This window comes from Micromonospora sp. PTRAS2, assembly GCF_054052245.1.
On the sequence record NZ_JBSWBU010000012.1, the window covers coordinates 26744 to 44513 of the forward strand.

Sequence of the window (17770 nt, forward strand, 5' to 3'; positions counted from 1 at the left end):
CCTCCAGCTCGGTCGAAGGCCACCGGTCGACAGGGGCCACGCAGCCACCAGTCCGCCCCAAGGGGTGGGCACCATCAGGTGACATTCTGGTGATCAGGCCACTACTCTCGATACGCGCTCGCACCGTTCGCGCAGTTCAGAGCATTAGCCGAGGGGCAGCGGGCGACGCGCCAAAGCAATCGAGAGAGAGTTGGGGAATCCATGGGGATCGCTACCGGCTACATCCTCGACGAGCTACGACTGCTCCGCACCGAACTCGGGTTGAGCCAGGACGACTTCGGCCGCACGATCGGCTACTCGGGCTCGCACGTCAGCTCGGTCGAGACCGGTGGCCGACCGCCTACCCGCGAGTACATGCGGACGATCGACAACCACCACGGCACCGGCGGGCGCTACCTGCGGATGCTGGAGGCACTGACCAGGTTGGACGCCACCCCGGAATGGCTCCACGAGTGGATCGAGTTCGAACGCGAGGCAACCACACTGCGCTGGTTCGAGCTGTCCTATCTGCCCGGGCTGCTCCAGACCGAACGCTACGCCCGCGCAACGCTGGCCGGCGGGCGATTCACCGCGGAGGAGATCGATCTGCTCGTGGCCGCCCGGCTGGAACGGCAGGCCGTGCTGGACCGCGACAACCCGCCGCAGCTCATCGCCGTCCTGGACGAGTCGGTGCTGCGCCGTCCGGTGCTCGACCAGCCGGGCCTGATGGCGGAACAGCTCGACCAACTGGTCGGGCTGGCGCTGCGGGAGCACATCCAGGTGCACGTCGTGCCCGCCGACACCGGAATGTACCTGGGGCTGGCCGGGCAGTTCATCATCGCCGAGCTTCCGGACGGCACCCGGGTCGCACACGCAGACAACCAGTTGAAAGCGCAGATCATCGATGCTCCCGCCGACATTGCTAGGCTGGCCAAGACGTGGGAGATCGTGCGCAACGAGGCCCTCCCTCGCCGCCGGTCAATTGAGCTGATCAAGGAAGTGGCGAAGTCATGGGCATGCTGACTCCTCAGTGGCGCAAGTCGACGAAGTCCGGCGGCAATGGCGGTTCCTGCGTCGAGGTCGCCGACAATCTGCCCGGCGTCGTGCTCGTGCGCGACACCAAGGACCGCGACGGCGGCACCCTCCACTTCGCCCCCACCGCCTGGCGGTCCTTCCTGCGCCTCGCCCGGCAGCCTGGCCCCCGCGCCTGATCCACCGCCGCGGGCACACTGCTACGGGCACGCCTCCGGGCGAAGCACCTAAGGATGGCGCCCAAGATCGTGCTCAGTCCCGGGAAAAGTGGCGTCGGCGTCGCACCGATCCCACTCTTTCCCTGATCGAGCGCGCTCCCCCGGCACCCGCACCACATCCAGCCCCCGCCGCACCCCGGCCCGCTCCCCCACCAAGCGCCGATCTTGCACCTGCGGCCCCACAGGAGGGCGCTTCACCCCTTTTGCCCGGGCCCAAAGTGCAAGATCGCCGCAGGGCGGGGCGGGCGGTGGGGAGAACGGTGAAGGCCCCCCGGCGTGCTGCCGGAGGGCCTTCGGCGGGATGCGGGACGTCAGCGGGGTACGACGGTCTCGGCCGCCCACTCCCGCCAGCCCGCCAGCTTGTCGGCTGCGGTGGCGAGCTGGTCTGCGACCGGCCCCGGGCCGGTGGAGCCGGGGGTGATCCGGGCGGCCAGGGCCGACCGCACCGACAGCACGTCCCGCACCGACGGGTCGAGGTGCTCGCTGACCGCCGCCAGGTCGGCGTCGGAGACCTCGTCGAGCGCGCACTCGCGGACGGCGCAGAGCGCCACCAGCTTGCCGGTGATCTCGTGCGCGTCGCGGAACGGCACGTTGCGCCGGACCAGCCAGTCGGCGACCTCGGTGGCCAGGGAGAAGCCGACGGGGGCGGCGGCGACGAGGCGGTCGACGCGTACCGTCATGGTGGAGATCATCCCCGCGAGGGCCGGCAGCAGCAGTTCCAGGGTGTCGACGGCGTCGAAGGCCGGCTCCTTGTCCTCCTGCATGTCCCGGTCGTACGTCATGGGCAGGCCCTTGAGCATGGTGAGCACGGCCATCAGCCCGCCGACGAGCCGGCCGGACTTGCCCCGGGCCAGTTCGGCGATGTCGGCGTTCTTCTTCTGCGGCATGATCGACGACCCGGTGGCGAACGCGTCGTCCAGCTCGACCCAGCCGAACTCCTGCGACGTCCAGAGCACCACCTCCTCGCCGAGGCGGGACAGGTGCACCCCGACCAGCGCGGTGACGAAGAGGAACTCGGCGACGAAGTCGCGGTCGGCGACGGCGTCCATCGAGTTGGCGAAGGACGTGCGGAAGCCCAGCTCCTTGGAGACGGCCACCGGGTCCAGCGGCAGGCCGGAGCCGGCGAGCGCGCCCGCGCCGAGCGGGCTGACCGCCGTGCGGTGGTCCCAGTCGCGCAGTCGCTCCAGGTCGCGCAGCAGCGGCTGCACGTGGGCCAGCAACCAGTGCCCGAAGGTGACCGGCTGGGCGTGCTGGAGGTGGGTCATCCCCGGCGCGGCCGTGTCGACGTGCCGGGCGGCCTGCTCGACCAGGGCCTCGGCCAGCTCGACGAGGCGACCGGCCACGCCCCGGGCGTGGTCGCGCAGGTAGAGGCGCAGGTCGGTGGCGACCTGGTCGTTGCGGGACCGGCCGGCGCGCAGCTTGCCGCCGAGGCTGCCGAGGCGTTCCAGCAGCCCCCGTTCCAGGGCGGTGTGCACGTCCTCGTCGTCGACGGTGGGCCGGAACGCCCCGGAGGCGCAGGCGGCCTCCAGGTCGTCGAGGGCCGCCAGCATCCTGCCCAGTTCCTCGGGGTCGAGCAGGCCCGCGCCCGCGAGGACCCGGGCGTGCGCGCGGGACCCGGCGATGTCGTACGGGGCGAGGCGCCAGTCGAACTGCACGCTGACGGACAGCCGGGCCAGCGCCTCGGAGGGGCCGCCGGCGAAGCGGCCACCCCACAGGCTCGTACGGTTGGTCGCGGCGCTGTTCTCGGTGAGGCTCTTGTCGTCCACGCCGCCCATTGTCGTTCCCACGGTCAGCACCCTCCCAATCGGGCGTCCCGCGCGGCGGCCAGCTTGCTCGGCAGGCCCCACAGCTGCACGAATCCCTTCGCCAGGGACTGGTCGAAAGTGTCGCCGGTGTCGTAGGTGGCCATGCCGAAGTCGTACAGGCTGGCCTCGGAGCGCCGGCCGGTGACGGTGGCCCGGCCGCCGTGCAGCACGAGCCGCACCTCGCCGCTGACCTGCCGCTGGGCGTCGTCGATGAACGCGTCCAGGGCCCGCTTGAGCGGGGAGAACCACAGGCCGTCGTAGACCAGTTCCCCCCAGCGCTGGTCGACGCCCCGCTTGAACCGGGCGAGGTCGCGTTCGACGGTGACCGCCTCCAGCTCCTGGTGGGCGGTGATCAGCGCGATCGCGCCGGGGGCCTCGTACACCTCGCGGCTCTTGATGCCGACGAGGCGGTCCTCGACCATGTCGAGCCGGCCGACGCCCTGCGCGCCGGCCCGCCGGTTCAACTCCAGGATCGCCTGGTACGGGGTGACGGTCTCGCCGTCGATCGCCACCGGCACGCCGGCGTCGAACGTGACGACGACCTCGTCGGGGTCGCGCTCCTGCGCCGGGTCGGCCGTGTACGCGTACAGGTCCTCGACCGGGGCGGTCCAGATGTCCTCCAGGAACCCGGTCTCCACGGCCCGGCCCCACAGGTTCTGGTCGACGGAGTACGGCGACTTCGCCGACACGTCGATCGGCAGGCCCTTCTCCTCGGCGAAGGCGATCGCCTTGTCCCGGGTCCACGCGAAGTCCCGGGCCGGGGCGATGATCTTCAGGTCGGGGGCGAGCGCGCCGAGCCCGACCTCGAAGCGCACCTGGTCGTTGCCCTTGCCGGTGCAGCCGTGCGACACGATCGTGCCGCCGTGCCGGCGGGCGGCGGCGACGAGGTGCTTGACGATCAGCGGCCGGGACAGCGCGGAGACCAGCGGGTAGCGGTCCATGTAGAGGGCGTTGGCGCGCAGCGCCGGCAGGCAGTAGTCGGCGGCGAACTCGTCGCGCGCGTCGACCACCTCCGACTCGACGGCCCCGCAGTCCAGGGCGCGCTGCCGGATCACGTCGAGGTTCTCGCCGCCCTGCCCGACGTCCACCGCGACGGCGACGATCTCGGCGCCGGTCTGCTCGGCCAGGTAGGGGATCGCGACGGAGGTGTCCAACCCTCCGGAGTACGCGAGGACGATCCGCTCGGTCATGGTGTGGTGTTCCCTTCCGCGCTTTCCTCGCGGCGGGACCACGCGGCGAGCTTCTCGCCCAGCGCGGCCCCGCCGACGGCCTCGCGGGCCACCACGAGGATGGTGTCGTCGCCGGCGATGGTGCCGACGACCTCGGGCAGGCCCGCCCGGTCCAACGCGCTGGCCAGGTACTGGGCTGCGCCCGGCGGGGTGCGCAGCACGGCGATGTTGCCGCTGGAGTCGACCTCGTTGAGCAGCTCCCGCAGCAGCCGGATGAGCCGCGCCGGGGCGGCCTCGGCGTCGCGCAGGGGCCGGTGGCCGTCCTCCGGGATGACGTACACGGGGCGGCCGTCGCCGCCGCGGGCGGTGACCGCGCCGAGTTCCTTGAGGTCCCGCGACAGGGTGGCCTGGGTGACGGCGACGCCGTCGCCGGCGAGCAGGTCGGCCAGCTCGGTCTGCGAGCGGACCGCCTTGTCGCGGATCAGCTCGACGATGCGGGCGTGCCGGGCGGCGCGGGTCAGCGGCGCGGTCATGCCGACTGCTCCAGCAGGTAGGTCAGCACGGCCTTCTGCGCGTGCAGCCGGTTCTCCGCCTGGTCGAACACGGCGCTGGCGGGGCCGTCGAGCACCTCGTCGGTGATCTCCTCGCCCCGGTGCGCCGGCAGGCAGTGCAGCACGATCGCGCCCGGCGCGGCGTGCGCGAGCAGCTCCGCGTTGACCTGGTACGGCAGGAACGGGGTGATCCGGTCCAGCCCGTCGTCCTCCTGCCCCATCGAGGTCCACGTGTCGGTGGCCAGCACGTCGGCGTCGCGGGCGGCGGCGACGGGGTCGCGCAGCACGCGCACCGACCCGCCGGTGCCGGCGGCGATCTTCTCCGCGCGGGCCACCACCTCGGGGTCGGGGTCGAACCCGTCGGGGCCGGCGACGCGCACGTGCATGCCGGCGGTCGCCCCGGCCAGCAGGTACGACTGGGCCATGTTGTTCGCCGCGTCCCCCACGTACGCCAGGGTCCGGCCGTGGGTGCCGCCGCACCGCTCGCGGACGGTGAGCAGGTCGGCGAGGAGCTGGCAGGGGTGGAAGCCGTCGGTGAGGGCGTTGATCACCGGGACGCTGGCCCCGGCGGCGACCTCGGCGATCCGGTCGTCGCCGTGGGTGCGCAGCACGATCGCGGCCACGTAGCGGGACAGCACCCGGCCGGCGTCGGCGAGGGTCTCACCCCGGCCGAAGTGGGTGACCTGCGTGTCCACCACGAGGGGGTGGCCGCCCAGCTCGGCGATGCCGGCGTCGAAGGAGATCCGGGTGCGCAGGCTCTGCTTGTCGAACAGCACCGCCACCGACCTCGGCCCGGCCAGCGGCTTGTGGGCGAACCGTTCGGCCTTCATCCGGGCGGCGAGGTCGAGCACGGTGGCCTGCTCGGCGGGCGAGAGGTCGTCGTCGCGCAGCAGGTGGCGGGTCATGGGGTGGCCTCCGGGGTGGCGGTGTCGAGGGCGGCGGGGAGGGCGGCCAGGAACGCGTCGGCCTGCTCGACGGTGAGGATGAGCGGCGGGGCGAGCCGGATCACGCCCGGCTGCACCGGGTTGACCAGGAACCCGGCGTCACGCAGGGCCGCCGCGAGGGGGCCGGCGGCGTCGGCGGTGAGCACGATGCCGAGCAGCAGGCCCGCGCCGCGCACCTGCGCGACGAGGGGGTGGCCGAGCGCCTCGACGCCCCGGCGCAGCCGCTCGCCGACCCGCTTGACGTGGTCGAGCAGCCCCTCGCTGGCGATGGTGGACACCACCGCGAGGGCGGCGGCGCAGCTGACCGGGTTGCCGCCGAAGGTGGTGCCGTGGGAGCCGGGGCGCAGCAGGTCGGCGGCGGGGCCGAAGGCCAGGCAGGCGCCGATCGGCAGACCGCCGCCGAGGCCCTTGGCGAGGGTGACGATGTCGGGTTCGACGCCCTCGGCCTGGTGGGCGAACCAGTGGCCGGTGCGGCCGACGCCGGTCTGCACCTCGTCGAGCACCAGCAGCGCGCCGTGCCGGGCGGTGATCCGCCGGGCCTCGGCGAGATAGCCGGGGGGCGGGACGACGACGCCGTTCTCGCCCTGCACCGGCTCCAGGATGACCATGGCCGTCGCGTCGGTCACCGCGTCGGCGAGGGCGGTCGCGTCACCGTACGGGACGTGGGTGACGTCGCCGGGCAGCGGGCGGAACGGATCCGCCTTGGTGGGCTGCCCGGTGAGCGCGAGCGCGCCCATGGTGCGGCCGTGGAAGCCGCCGACCGTGGCGACCACGTGCGAGCGGCCGGTGAGCCGGGACAGCTTGAACGCGGTCTCGTTGGCCTCCGCGCCGGAGTTGGCGAAGAACACCCGGCCGGGACGGCCGGCGAGGGCCAGCAGCAGCTCGGCGAGGGCCACCGGCGGCTCGGCGACGAACAGGTTGGACACGTGCCCGAGGGTGGCGACCTGCCTGGAGACGGCGGTCACCACGGCCGGGTGGGCGTGGCCGAGGGCGTTGACGGCGATGCCGCCGAGCAGGTCGACGTACTCACGGCCGGCGTCGTCGACCACGACCGCGCCGGAGCCGGAGACCAGCGCCAGCGGCGGCGTGCCGTAGTTGTCCATCAGCGACTGCCGCCAGCGCTCCACCAGCGTGCTCACGACGGGATCACCATTGTGCCGAATCCTTCCGAGGTGAAGACCTCAAGCAGTGTGGAGTGGGCGACCCGGCCGTCGACGACGTGCGCGGCGGGCACCCCGCCGCGCACCGCCCGCAGGCACGCCTCCATCTTGGGGACCATCCCCGACTGCAGGGACGGCAGCAGCTCCGCCAGCTCGTCGGCGGTGATCTCGCTGACCAGGCTGTCGGTGTCCGGCCAGTTGGCGTAGAGGCCCGGCACGTCGGTGAGGACGACCAGCTTGCGGGCCCCGAGGGCGATCGCCAGGGCGGCGGCGGCCGTGTCGGCGTTGAGGTTGTGCAGCACCCCGTCGGCGTCCGGCGCGACGGTCGAGATCACCGGGATGCGGCCGGCCGCGATCAGGTCGGTCACCGCCGACGTGTTCACCGACTCGACGTCGCCGACCTGGCCGACGTCGACGGGCTCCCCGTCCACGTACGCGGGGCGGCGCACGGCGGTGAACAGGCCGGCGTCCTCGCCGGAGAGGCCGACGGCGAACGGGCCGTGCGCGTTGATCAGCCCGACCAGTTCCCGGCCGACCTGGCCGACGAGCACCATGCGGACCACGTCCATCGCCTCGGGGGTGGTGACGCGCAGGCCGCCGCGGAACTCGCTGTCGATGCCGAGCCGGCCGAGCATGGCCGAGATCTGCGGGCCGCCGCCGTGCACGACGACCGGCTTGATGCCGACGTAGCGCAGGAAGACCATGTCGGCGGCGAAGGCCCGCTGCAGCTCGGGGTCGATCATGGCGTTGCCGCCGTACTTGACCACGAGGGTGGCCCCGGACAGGCGGGCCAGCCAGGGCAGCGCCTCGATCAGCGTCTCGGCCCGGGCCTGGGCCCGGGCGAGGTCGTCGACGGCGCTCACGTCGAGTACGCCGAGTTCTCGTGCACGTACGCGTGCGACAGGTCGTTGGTCCACACGGTGGCCTGGGCCCCTCCGGCGTGCAGGTCGATGCGGATGGTGACGTCGCGTCCGGTGAGGTCCACCTTGGACCGGTCCTCGGCGGCGGCGCCGGAGCGGCACACCCAGACGCCGTTGACGGCGACGTCGAGGGCGTCCGGCTCGAATGCGGCGGCGGTGGTGCCGACGGCGGCGAGGATGCGGCCCCAGTTCGGGTCGTTGCCGAACAGCGCCGTCTTGACCAGGTTGTTGCGGGCCACCGACCGGCCCACCTCGACGGCGTCGTCCTCGTCGGCCGCGCCGACGACCTCGATGGCGATCTGCTTGGTGGCGCCCTCCGCGTCGGCGACCAGCTGCTGGGCCAGGTCGTGGCAGGCGGCGGTGACCGCCGCCGTCAGCTCGGCCTCGGTGGGCTCGACGCCGGACGCGCCGCTGGACAGCAGCAGCACCGTGTCGTTGGTGGACATGCAGCCGTCGGAGTCGACCCGGTCGAAGGTGACCCGGCAGGCGGCGCGCAGCGCGGCGTCGAGCGCCGCCGGCCCGGCCACCGCGTCGGTGGTGAGCACGCACAGCATGGTCGCCATGGCCGGGGCCAGCATGCCGGCGCCCTTGGCCATCCCGCCGACGGTCCAGCCGCCGCCGGCCGCCACGGTGGTCTTCGGCCGGGTGTCGGTGGTCATGATCGCCTCGGCCGCCGCCGCGCCGCCGTCGCGGGACAGGGCGCGGATCGCCGCGCGTACGCCGGGCAGCAGCTTGTCCATCGGCAGCCGCTCGCCGATCAGGCCGGTGGAGCAGACGGCCACGTCGCCGGCCCCGAGCCGCAGCCGGGGGCTGGCCGAGGTGAGCGCGGCGGCGGTGTGCTCGGCGGTGGCGTGGGTGTCCTGGAAGCCGGCGGGGCCGGTGCAGGCGTTCGCGCCGCCGGAGTTGAGGATCACGGCCCGGGCCACCCCGCCCCGGACGACCTGCCGGGTCCAGAGCACGGGGGCGGCCTTGACCCGGTTGGCGGTGAAGACCCCGGCGATCCCGGCGTCGGGGCCGTCGTTGACGACGAGGGCGACGTCGGCGGCGGCGCCGCTCTTGAGGCCGGCGGCCACGCCGGCCGCCCGGAACCCCCGGGGGGTGGTGACGGTCATGGGGTTACTCCGTAGGTGGACAGGCCGGTGGTCTCGGGGAGCCCGAGCATCAGGTTGGCGCACTGCACGGCCTGGCCGGCGGCGCCCTTGCCGAGGTTGTCGATGGCGCTGACCACGATCACCCGGCCGGAGTCGACGTCGACGGTCGCCTGGAGGTGGCAGGAGTTGGCGCCGAGGGTGGCGGCGGTGTGCGGCCACGTCCCCTCGGGCAGCACGTGCACGAACGCCGAGTCCGCGTACGCCGCCGCGAGGACCGCCCGGGGGTCGGCGTCGCCGGTCGGCACGGCGGTGACCGTGGCGAGGATGCCGCGCGGCATCGGCGCGAGCACGGGGGTGAGGGACAGGCTGGTCGCGCCGGTGGCCTGCCTGATCTCCGGCACGTGCTGGTGCGCGCCGACCTTGTACGGCGACAGGTCACCCATCACCTCGCTGCCGAGCAGGTGCGCCTTGGCGGCCCGGCCCGCGCCGGAGGTGCCGGAGGCGGCGACCACCACCACGTCGGCGGGGGCGACCGCGCCGGCGGCGACCAGCGGGGCGAGCGCGAGGGTGATGGCCGCGGCGTAGCAGCCGGTGTTGGCGACCCGGGTCGCGGCGGCGATGCGCGCGCGCTGGCCGGGCAGCTCGGGCAGGCCGTAGACCCAGGCCCCCGCGTGCTCGCCGCCGTAGTACCGTGACCAGGCGGCGGCGTCGCGCAGCCGGTGGTCCGCGCCCAGGTCGACGACCCGGACCGACTCCGGCAGGGCGGCGGCCAGGGCCGCCGACTCGCCGTGCGGCAGGGCCAGGAAGACCAGGTCCGCGTCGGCCAGGGCCGCCGGTTCGGTCACCGCGAACACCAGGTCCAGCCCGGCGAGCTGCGGGTGTACGGCGGTGACCGGCGCGCCGGCCTGGCTGTGCGCGGTGGCGGTGACCAGGTCGAACTCGGGGTGGCCGGCGATCAGGCGCAGCAGCTCGCCCCCGGCGTAGCCGCTCGCCCCGGCGACCGCAACTCGGATACCCATTCTAACCTCCGCATGACTATGCAGAGAAGGTTACCCGTTCATTACGCCGCATCGCAAGGTCATACACCCCACTGCATGGGCATGAGAGGGCGACCGCCACGGCCCGGGGGCTCCCTTCCCGACGGGGGAGCGCCGGGAAGGGAGCCGGTCAGTTGGCCCGCTGGTCGATGCCGTGCTGCCGCTGGTACGTACGCAGCGCAGCGTCCCACGCCTCGGTGTACTCCGACGGGCCCAGACCGAGATCGGTGTGCCCGCGTACCGCCTCCCGCAGCAGGTTCAGCAGCTCCGGCACCGCCTCCCGGCGCTCGGTGACGTAACGGCGGAAAACCTCGGCGAACTGCTCCCCCGCCAGGCGGGCGGCGTGCGCGGTGACCGGGTCGTCCTCCAGCGCCCGCAGCACCTCGCACCACCGGCGGGTCAGCTCGTCGGTGTGGCGGGCCCGCAGCTGCTGCAGCTCGTGGTCGCACTCCAGCCTGATCCGCTCCTCCCAGTACGGGCGCAGCCGCTCGCGCACCCGCTCGTCCGGGCTCACCCGCACCTGCACGGTGAAGTACGGCTGGCTCTCGTCCCGGGGCCAACGCTGGCCCAGCAGCAGGTTGTTCAGGGCCCGCTCCAGCTCGTGCGAACGGTGCGGCTCGTGCGCCCGGGCCAGGTCGACGGCCCGCTCCCGGACGATCCCGTCGGCCCAGGCGAGGTAGCTCTCCGCGCGCTGGCGCAACGCTGCGGGGCTCATGTGCTGCGCCCGCCAGCTGTAGACGGCGAACAGGCGGAAGTCGAACGCGTCCCCGCGCGCCGGCACCAGGATCGGCTGCGGCGCGTCCAGGCGGTAGGTGGACGCCTGCGGGGGTGCCGGCGGCGGCAGGGGCGGCGCGGGCGGCGGGCTCACGGGCGCCGGCCCGAACAGCGAGAGCAGGATCTGCCACCAGCGCCGCCGCTGCGACGGGCGGGGAATGTACCGAGTGCTCATGCGTGGTCCTCGTCGATCAGGCGTCGTACGTCGTGCAGCAGGGTGTTGTCGCGCATCAGGGGGCCCCAGACGTGCCGGAGCTGGTGGTCCAGCCGGCGGCGCAGCGGCTCCCGCCCCTGCACCACCAGGCCGATCAGGCGCAGGCAGCCGGCGGCCACCTCGGGGTGTCCCTCGGCCCGGCTGAGCCAGAAGCCGAGCGTCCGCCACGCGCGGTACGCGGTCCCCGGCAGGCTGAGCGCCGTCGCCCAGCAGGTGGCCAGGTCCGCCATCCGCACCGTGCCGACGCGGGCCAGGTCGAGCAGCTCCGGCCAGCGTTCCCGGGGGGCGGGGGCCCACCGGTCGGCGAGCACCCGCAGCGCCCGCCCGGCGTGCAGCCGCACCTCCGGCTCGTCCTCGTCGACGGCCCACTGCGCCAGCGCCGGCAGCACGCTGGCCGCATGACCGCAGGCGTACACCTCGACCAGGCCGCGTACCACCGAGTTGTTCCGCCGCTGCATGCGCGCCTCGGCGACCCGGCGCAGCTGCGCCAGGGCGGTCTCCGGCCAGAGCCGGGCCAGGCCCAGCGCGTACGCCCGCGCGACGGTGTCGCGCAGGTGCGCCGCCCCGCCGGCCGCCCACCGGTCCAGTTCGATCCGGACCCGCTGGCGCAGCTCCGGCTGCATGGCCATGCCGACCAGCGCGATGGCGGCGGCCTGCCGGACCCCGGCCCGGCGCTCCCGGGCGAGCTGGTCCACCACGCGCAGCGCGGCGTGCACCCCGTGCGCCGCCGACCAGCCGACCGCCCCGGCGGCGGCCTGCCGGACCCCGGGCGTGCCGTCCCGCACGAGGCCGCCCAGCCAGCCGAGCAGCTGCTCCGGCAGCCACCAGTCCGCCCAGGCGACCTCCAGCAGGCTGCGCCGCAGCGGTTCGTTGCCCGGGGCGAACTCGATGCGCCGCCCGCCCGGCACCCGGTCGTCGTCGACCACCAGCACCGCCTCCCGCAGGACCGGGCCGAGCAGCGCGTCGAGCGCCCCGCCCGACCGGTCGGTGGGTGGTGCGAGCGGGGCACCGGCGAACGGGAAGCCCGGCACCGCGCCCGCGCCCGGCGGGCCCGGGACGCCGCCCGGGTCCGGGGCCGGCTCCAGCCCGACACCGGCCAGCCCCGGCGCGGCCAGCGCCCCGGCCGCGGCGTGGATCTCGGCCACCGGCTGCCCGGCCAGCACCGCGCAGGCCAGCCGGAACGCGCGCCGCCGGTCGACGCCCCAGGCGGGCGTGTCGCCGCCGTCGGCGGCGGCGAGGACGCGGGCCGCCCGCTCCCGGAGCTGGCGCGGAAGCAGGCGCTCCAGCCGCTCGGTGAGCTGCGCGCCCCGGGGCGCGGTGCGGGCCAGCAGCTCCGCCAGGCGGACCACCTCACCGGTCCGGGGACCGGCGGCCAGGTGCGCCGCCAGCAGCGGGTTGCCGACGCACTCGTCCTCGACGTAGCCGTCGACGCAGTCACCGACGCAGCCGGTGGCGCACCAGCCGACGCAGCGGCCCCGCAACTGGCGGCGCAGCTGGGCCCGGAACACGTCGACGGGGGCGGCCGGCCGGTGCTCCACCAGGTGGCCGGCCAGCTCCTGGTCGCGGTGGTCGAAGTCGCCGACCAGCACCAGCGTGGCGCCCCTCGCCGCGGCCCGGGCGGCCAGCCCGACCAGGGCCATCCCGTCCAGGTCCCGCGCGGCCGTCCCGGTGAGCCGCCACACGTGGCCGTGTCCGTCGCGCCACGGGGCTTCCGGCAGCAGCAGGTCGCCCGGCTGCTCCGCGTGCAGCACCGCCACCCGGTCGAAACCGTGCCGGCGGGCCGAGGACAGGCACGCGGCGGCGTGTCGACCGGTGCCGGCGGCACCCGACAGGCAGACCAGGTGATGCTGCTTGAGATACCGGTCGAGCTGCGGGTCGCTCGGCGTGGGGGCATAGCCGTCGGCCAACTGCCGCACCCAGGTCCCGGTGAGGGTCTCGGCCCAGGTCCGGCCGCCGCCGTCCGTCCGCGCCGTCGTGATGTTGAGCGTGCCGATGGCCGCCGACCCGGGCCCGGTGGCGTTCTGGCCCCGCACCCACACGTCGCCGACGCCGATCGCCGACGAGGGCCCGAGCAGGGACGCGAGCCGGGCGAGGATCTCCCCGGGATCCGGCGTCTCCTCCGGCTCGTCGGCCAGCACGTCGTCGGGCTCCTCGTCGGGCACCCGATCCACGGGTGGTTCCGCCGGCTCTGCCTGCTGTGGGCTCTCCGGGCCGCCGCCGGGGCCCGCCCACCCACCGTCGGCGTCCGGAGGGGTCGCGCCGCCGGGCGGCTCCCCCGGGACCCCCTCGGGGTCCGCCACCGAACCGCCCGGATCGGCGTCGTGCCCGGCGTGCCGGGGCACGGACCAGGCCGGCGGCCCGCTCACCGGTCGCCCCCGCCGAGGATCGCGTCCCGGCCGACCGAGCCGATCGCCGTGGCCCCCGGGCCGATCGCGTTCTGCCCGCGCACCCGGACGTCGCCGACGCTGATGCCGCCGCCCGGGTGCGCCTGGCCGAAGTCGGGGCGGACCGGACCCCGCGATGGGACCGCCGGACTTCCGGCGCCACCCTCGGGACCGTCCGGCTCCTCCCCGGTCGGCGCCGGCACCGTCGACAGGTCCTCGTCCACGACGCAGAGCCAGGCGTACTCGTCGAAGCCCTTGTCGGGCTTGCTGATCCGCACCCGGCGGAAGCGCTCGGGCCGCATCTCCTCCGGGTATTCGGACACCACGTCGCGGTAGATGTCGGTGGAGACCACCAGGGCGACGCCCGCGTCGGGAAACGCCGCCAGCGCCCGCCGGACGGGGTCGGCGTCGCACAGCCGGCTGACGAACACCACGGCGTTGCCGGGAAAGCCGTTCGCCCCGTCGAGGTGCACGAGTCCCTGGTGGACGGCGATCCGCAGCCGCACCCGCGCCGCCGGCAGCCGACTGCTGTTGTACGCCCGCAGCCGCCGGTTCAGCTCGGGCACGAACCGGCCGATCACCCGCGACTCCGAGACGTCGCGCGGCAGGATCGCCAGTTCCCCGTCGCCGGCCCGCTGGGTGCTCCAGGTCACCCGGTCCAGCCCGACGGCCCCGGCGGCGGCCTGCAGCAGTTCGCGGAACGCCTGCTGCGCCTCGTACTGCAGGATGTTCCCGCGCCGGCTGTAACTCTCCATGTCCACGGAGATCAGCAGTCGTCGCTCGGGATGGTCCATCGCCGTGCCGCCCTTCGTCACCGGCCCGCCCCCGTCGGGCGGGCCGCCCGGAACATCGAAACGGCGGCGGCCGGCCGGGACCCCGTAGAAGTACGGCTTCCGCGGAATCTGTCCGGCACCGGTCATCCCTCTCGGATCCGGTATCCGGGCGGGCCGGGTCGGGTGTGCTGGACGCATGACGGACGTGACCGAACTCCTGCTGGCCGCCGGCTGGTCGCCGGTCGAGGCACTCGTGGTGGTGGCCCTCCAGACCGTGGCGGTCGCCCTGATCCGCGCGAGGGCCTCGCGCTACGCGCAGGGGCGGCTACGCTTCGACGGTTTCCGTCGGACAAGGAGTGCGAGGTCGTCGATGCGACACCACGAACCGCCCCGGGCCGAGTGGCCGTACGGCACCTTCCTGCGGCGGCTGGAGCCGCCGGCCCGCACCGCGCTGCTCGACCTGGGCGTACGACGCCAGGTGCCGGCCGGACAGATCCTGATCCACGAGGGGGTCCGCGAGTCGCACCTGGTGCTGCTGGAGGAGGGGCTGACGAAGGTGACGGCCAGTGTGCCCGACGGGCGGGCCGCGCTGCTGTCGCTGCGCGTCGGCGGGGACCTGATGGGCGAGATGTCGGCCCTCAACGACAAGCCCCGCTCGGCGACGGTCACCACCTGCGGGCCCACCGTCTACAGCGTCATCTCCCGGGACCGGTTCAACCAGTTCCTGCGGGCGCACCCGCAGGCCGCCCTCGAACTGGCGGCGATGGTGTCCGACCGGCTGCGCTGGTCCAACCGCCGCCGGATCGACTTCACCTCGTACGCGGTGAAGATCCGGGTGGCCCGGGTGATCGCCGAGCTGTGCCGCACCCACGGCCGGCGCAGCCGCGACGGGGTGGTCATCGACGTCCGGCTCACCCAGCCGGAGCTGGCCACGATCTGCGGGGCGGCGGAGACGTCCATCCAGAAGACGCTGCGCGAGCTGCGGGCCGACGGCCTGGTGGACACCGACTACCGGCGCATCACCGTACGCGACCTGCCCCGGCTACGCGCCCTCGGCGGACTGGACGCCGAGGAGCACTGACGCCCGGCCGGTCGATGCCGGTCCGGGGCGGTTAGCAGGGGCCCCCTCCTCTACAGAAAGCGTTAAGAGGGGGCCCCTGCTTGCACCTCAGGCGCCGCGGAGGGTGGCCCCGAAGCGTTCGGCCGCGCGGGCCACCGCCGCGTCACGGGCCGCCACCGCCTCCTCGACCGTCAGGGTGCGGTCGGGGGCGCGGAACGTCAGCTTGTACGCCAGCGACCGCCGCCCCGCCCCGAGCTGCTCGGAGGCGTAGACGTCGAACAGCCGCACGCCCTCCAGCAGCTCGCCCGCGCCCTCGACGAGGGCCTGCTGCACCTGCGCCGCCGGCACCCGCTCGTCGACCACGAGGGCCACGTCGATCAGGGCCGGCGGGAAGCCGGAGATCGTCGGGGCCGGGGCGACCGGGGCGGCCGGGAGCGCGTCGAGGTCCAGTTCCATGGCGCTGGTGCGCTTCGGCAGCTCCAGCGCGGCCAGCACCGCCGGGTGCAGCTCACCGGCGTGCCCGACCACGACCCCGTCCACGAGCAGCTCGGCGCAGCGGCCGGGGTGCCAGGGGGCGTGCTCGGCGGCGCGCACCTCGACCCGGTCGGCGGGCAGGTCGGCCGCGGCGAGCACCGCCCGGCCGGCCTCGACGGCGTCCGCCCAGCCGGCCGGGCGACCCGCGCCCCACCAGCCGGCCGGCTCGACGTCCCCGGTCAGCACCACGGCGACGTGCCGGGGCTGGTCGGGCACGACCGCGTCGGCGGCGGCGAACTCGGCGTCGGTGGGCCGCCGGTCCACGCCCATGGCGGGCGGGGCGCCGACGCCCGGGCGCGGGTGGAAGACCGCCCCGATCTCGTAGAGGGCCAGGTCGCGGTGGCCCCGGCCGAGGTTGCGCCTGAGGATGCCGAGCAGCGGGCCGAGCAGCGTGGTGCGCAGCAGCGGCTCCTCCTCCGACAGCGGGTTGGCCACCCGCACCGCCGCCCGGCGCGGGTCGTCGGCGGGCAACCCGAGCAGGTCGGCCAGCGAACCGGCGACGAACGGGTGGGCCAGCACCTCCACGTAGCCGCGTTCGGCCAGCGAGCGGGCCACCGCCCGGCGGCGGCGCTGCTGCCAGGTCAGGCCGCGCCCGGGGGGCGCGGTGGGCAGCACCGACGGCACCCGGTCGTACCCGTCGAGGCGGACCACCTCCTCGACCAGGTCGGCCGGGTCGGTGAGGTCCGGACGCCAGCTCGGCGGGACGACGGTGAGCACGTCCGCGCCGCCGCCGGCCGGCACGCCGGCCGTGCCCGGGTCCTCGCCGAGCCGGTCGACGCCCCGGGTGACGTGGCAGCCGACCTGCTCCAGCAGGGAGACCACCCGCTCCGGGGAGTAGGCGACGCCGACCCGCCGGCTCGGCAGGTCCACCGGCAGGCTGACCGGGGTACGCGGCCGGACGTGGTCGAGGTCGAGGATCTCGGCCCCGGCGGTGCCGCCCGCGTGGGCGGTGAGCAGCCCGACGGCCCGCTCGATGGCGACCAGCGGCAGGGCGGGGTCGACGCCCCGCTCCCAGCGCTTCGCCGCCTCGCTGAACAGCTTGTGCCGGCGGGCGGTGCGGCCCACCATCACCGGGTCCCAGTGGGCGGCCTCGAAGAGCACGTCGGTGGTGGACGCGACGACCTCGCTGGTCTCGCCGCCCATCACGGCGGCGAGCGAGACCGGGCCGGTGTCGTCGCAGATGACCATGTCCTCGGTGGTGAGGGTGCGGGCCACCCCGTCCAGGGTGGTGACCTTCTCCCCCGCCGCGGCGCGGCGCACCACGAGGGTGCCGGTGATCCGGGCGGCGTCGAAGGCGTGCATCGGCTGGCCCAGTTCGAGCATCACGTAGTTGGTGATGTCGACCGGCAGCGAGATGCTGCGCACCCCGGCGACGGTGAGCCGCTGCCGCATCCAGCCGGGCGTCTGCGCGGTCGGGTCGATGCCGCGCACCATCCGGGCGGCGAACCGGTCGCAGCCGACGGTGTCGCGGACCTCCACCGGGTACGCCGGCTCGGCCGTCGCGCCGGGGGCCGGGGCCAGCCCCGGGTCGCGGAACGGCACGCCGAGGGCGTGGGCCAGCTCCCGGGCGATGCCCCGCACGCTGAGCGCGTACCCCCGGTCGGGGGTGATCTCCACCTCGACGACCACGTCGTCGAGGCCGACGACCGGGCGGGCGTCGTCGCCGGGCTTGGCGGGGGTGTCCTCGGGCAGCACGATGATGCCCGAGTGGTCGTCGCCCAGGCCCAGCTCCTTGGCGGAGCAGATCATGCCGTGGGAGTTGCGCCCGTACGTCTTGCGCGCGCCGATGGCGAAGCCGCCGGGCAGCACGCCGCCGGGGAGGATCACCACGACCCGGTCGCCGGGGGCGAAGTTGCGCGCCCCGCAGACGATCTCCTGCGGCTCGCCGGTGCCGTTGGCGGCGCCCACGTCGACCCGGCAGAACCGGATCGGCTTCTTGAAGCCGGTCAGTTCCTCGATGTCGAGGACCTCGCCGACGACGAGCGCGCCGGTGACCGTCGACCGCAGGTCCACGATCGACTCGACCTCGATGCCGAGGTCGACCAGCGCCTGCTCCAGGTCGGCGGCGGGCAGGTCGGCGGGGAGGTCGAGGTACTCCCGCAGCCAGCTGACAGAAACTCGCATG

The 17770-nt window shown here is 74.8% G+C and carries 15 protein-coding genes; 3 read left to right on the forward strand and 12 right to left on the reverse strand.

What is annotated here, in order from left to right; all coding sequences use genetic code 11:
• Positions 1 to 201 precede the first annotated feature (201 nt).
• Together ACVMYR_RS27400 and ACVMYR_RS27405 are read left to right on the forward strand one after the other, a co-directional pair.
• Positions 202 to 1002 (forward strand): helix-turn-helix domain-containing protein, encoded by an 801-nt coding sequence (locus tag ACVMYR_RS27400; protein ID WP_431897251.1) that lies wholly within the window; start codon positions 202 to 204, stop codon positions 1000 to 1002.
• Positions 996 to 1190 carry a DUF397 domain-containing protein gene (locus ACVMYR_RS27405; RefSeq protein WP_091283473.1) on the forward strand — a complete coding sequence of 65 codons (195 nt, stop codon included), beginning with the start codon at positions 996 to 998 and terminating at the stop codon, positions 1188 to 1190. The genes ACVMYR_RS27400 and ACVMYR_RS27405 overlap by 7 nt, the downstream gene beginning before the upstream one ends.
• Positions 1191 to 1540: 350 nt before the next feature.
• On the opposite strand, the gene argH is transcribed toward ACVMYR_RS27405, so the two are convergent.
• From argH to ACVMYR_RS27460, 11 genes are all read right to left on the reverse strand, one after another.
• Positions 1541 to 3004 carry an argininosuccinate lyase gene (gene argH / locus ACVMYR_RS27410; protein ID WP_077936873.1) on the reverse strand — a complete coding sequence of 488 codons (1464 nt, stop codon included), beginning with the start codon at positions 3002 to 3004 and terminating at the stop codon, positions 1541 to 1543.
• Between the two features lie 14 nt (positions 3005 to 3018).
• Entirely contained in the window at positions 3019 to 4224 is a 1206-nt protein-coding gene (locus ACVMYR_RS27415; RefSeq protein WP_457123130.1) for an argininosuccinate synthase, read from the reverse strand.
• Positions 4221 to 4736: an arginine repressor gene (locus ACVMYR_RS27420; protein ID WP_043968040.1), complete on the reverse strand. Its 516-nt coding sequence runs from the start codon at positions 4734 to 4736 to the stop codon at positions 4221 to 4223. The genes ACVMYR_RS27415 and ACVMYR_RS27420 overlap by 4 nt, the downstream gene beginning before the upstream one ends.
• On the reverse strand, positions 4733 to 5659 hold the full coding sequence (gene argF / locus ACVMYR_RS27425) for an ornithine carbamoyltransferase (RefSeq protein ID WP_077936871.1): 927 nt from the start codon (positions 5657 to 5659) through the stop codon (positions 4733 to 4735). Before argF ends, ACVMYR_RS27420 begins: the two co-directional genes overlap by 4 nt.
• A complete protein-coding gene (locus ACVMYR_RS27430; protein ID WP_457123131.1) occupies positions 5656 to 6837 on the reverse strand; it encodes an acetylornithine transaminase in 1182 nt (393 codons plus the stop codon). Before ACVMYR_RS27430 ends, argF begins: the two co-directional genes overlap by 4 nt.
• Positions 6834 to 7721 carry an acetylglutamate kinase gene (gene argB / locus ACVMYR_RS27435; protein WP_077936869.1) on the reverse strand — a complete coding sequence of 296 codons (888 nt, stop codon included), beginning with the start codon at positions 7719 to 7721 and terminating at the stop codon, positions 6834 to 6836. The genes ACVMYR_RS27430 and argB overlap by 4 nt, the downstream gene beginning before the upstream one ends.
• Positions 7718 to 8890, reverse strand: coding sequence for a bifunctional glutamate N-acetyltransferase/amino-acid acetyltransferase ArgJ (gene argJ, locus ACVMYR_RS27440; RefSeq protein ID WP_043968034.1), 1173 nt, complete (start codon positions 8888 to 8890; stop codon positions 7718 to 7720). The genes argB and argJ overlap by 4 nt, the downstream gene beginning before the upstream one ends.
• Positions 8887 to 9888 carry an N-acetyl-gamma-glutamyl-phosphate reductase gene (gene argC, locus ACVMYR_RS27445; RefSeq protein WP_457123132.1) on the reverse strand — a complete coding sequence of 334 codons (1002 nt, stop codon included), beginning with the start codon at positions 9886 to 9888 and terminating at the stop codon, positions 8887 to 8889. Before argC ends, argJ begins: the two co-directional genes overlap by 4 nt.
• A 148-nt stretch (positions 9889 to 10036) precedes the next feature.
• Positions 10037 to 10855: a hypothetical protein gene (locus ACVMYR_RS27450; protein ID WP_457123133.1), complete on the reverse strand. Its 819-nt coding sequence runs from the start codon at positions 10853 to 10855 to the stop codon at positions 10037 to 10039.
• The gene (locus ACVMYR_RS27455) at positions 10852 to 13065 is read right to left on the reverse strand and encodes a hypothetical protein (RefSeq protein ID WP_457123134.1); all 2214 of its coding nucleotides are present in this window, start codon (positions 13063 to 13065) and stop codon (positions 10852 to 10854) included. Before ACVMYR_RS27455 ends, ACVMYR_RS27450 begins: the two co-directional genes overlap by 4 nt.
• Positions 13066 to 13256: 191 nt before the next feature.
• Positions 13257 to 14072 (reverse strand): hypothetical protein, encoded by an 816-nt coding sequence (locus ACVMYR_RS27460; RefSeq protein WP_077936880.1) that lies wholly within the window; start codon positions 14070 to 14072, stop codon positions 13257 to 13259.
• A gap of 175 nt (positions 14073 to 14247) precedes the next feature.
• Between ACVMYR_RS27460 and ACVMYR_RS27465 the strand changes: the two genes are divergently transcribed.
• A complete protein-coding gene (locus tag ACVMYR_RS27465; RefSeq protein ID WP_228986935.1) occupies positions 14248 to 15132 on the forward strand; it encodes a Crp/Fnr family transcriptional regulator in 885 nt (294 codons plus the stop codon).
• Positions 15133 to 15219: 87 nt separating this feature from the next.
• On the opposite strand, the gene pheT is transcribed toward ACVMYR_RS27465, so the two are convergent.
• A complete protein-coding gene (gene pheT / locus ACVMYR_RS27470) occupies positions 15220 to 17769 on the reverse strand; it encodes a phenylalanine--tRNA ligase subunit beta (RefSeq protein WP_457123135.1) in 2550 nt (849 codons plus the stop codon).
• Position 17770 lies beyond the last annotated feature (1 nt).

Excerpts from the sequence above, each read along its gene's own strand:
- argJ (WP_043968034.1), bottom strand. The coding sequence starts at position 8,890 with ATGACCGTCACCACCCCCCGGGGGTTCCGGGCGGCCGGCGTGGCCGCC.
- ACVMYR_RS27415 (WP_457123130.1), bottom strand. The coding sequence starts at position 4,224 with ATGACCGAGCGGATCGTCCTCGCGTACTCCGGAGGGTTGGACACCTCC.
- ACVMYR_RS27450 (WP_457123133.1), bottom strand. The coding sequence starts at position 10,855 with ATGAGCACTCGGTACATTCCCCGCCCGTCGCAGCGGCGGCGCTGGTGG.
- pheT (WP_457123135.1), bottom strand. The coding sequence starts at position 17,769 with ATGCGAGTTTCTGTCAGCTGGCTGCGGGAGTACCTCGACCTCCCCGCC.
- ACVMYR_RS27460 (WP_077936880.1), bottom strand. The coding sequence starts at position 14,072 with ATGGACCATCCCGAGCGACGACTGCTGATCTCCGTGGACATGGAGAGT.
- argH (WP_077936873.1), bottom strand. The coding sequence starts at position 3,004 with ATGGGCGGCGTGGACGACAAGAGCCTCACCGAGAACAGCGCCGCGACC.
- ACVMYR_RS27465 (WP_228986935.1), top strand. The coding sequence starts at position 14,248 with ATGACGGACGTGACCGAACTCCTGCTGGCCGCCGGCTGGTCGCCGGTC.
- argF (WP_077936871.1), bottom strand. The coding sequence starts at position 5,659 with ATGACCCGCCACCTGCTGCGCGACGACGACCTCTCGCCCGCCGAGCAG.
- ACVMYR_RS27400 (WP_431897251.1), top strand. The coding sequence starts at position 202 with ATGGGGATCGCTACCGGCTACATCCTCGACGAGCTACGACTGCTCCGC.
- ACVMYR_RS27420 (WP_043968040.1), bottom strand. The coding sequence starts at position 4,736 with ATGACCGCGCCGCTGACCCGCGCCGCCCGGCACGCCCGCATCGTCGAG.
- argC (WP_457123132.1), bottom strand. The coding sequence starts at position 9,888 with ATGGGTATCCGAGTTGCGGTCGCCGGGGCGAGCGGCTACGCCGGGGGC.
- ACVMYR_RS27405 (WP_091283473.1), top strand. The coding sequence starts at position 996 with ATGCTGACTCCTCAGTGGCGCAAGTCGACGAAGTCCGGCGGCAATGGC.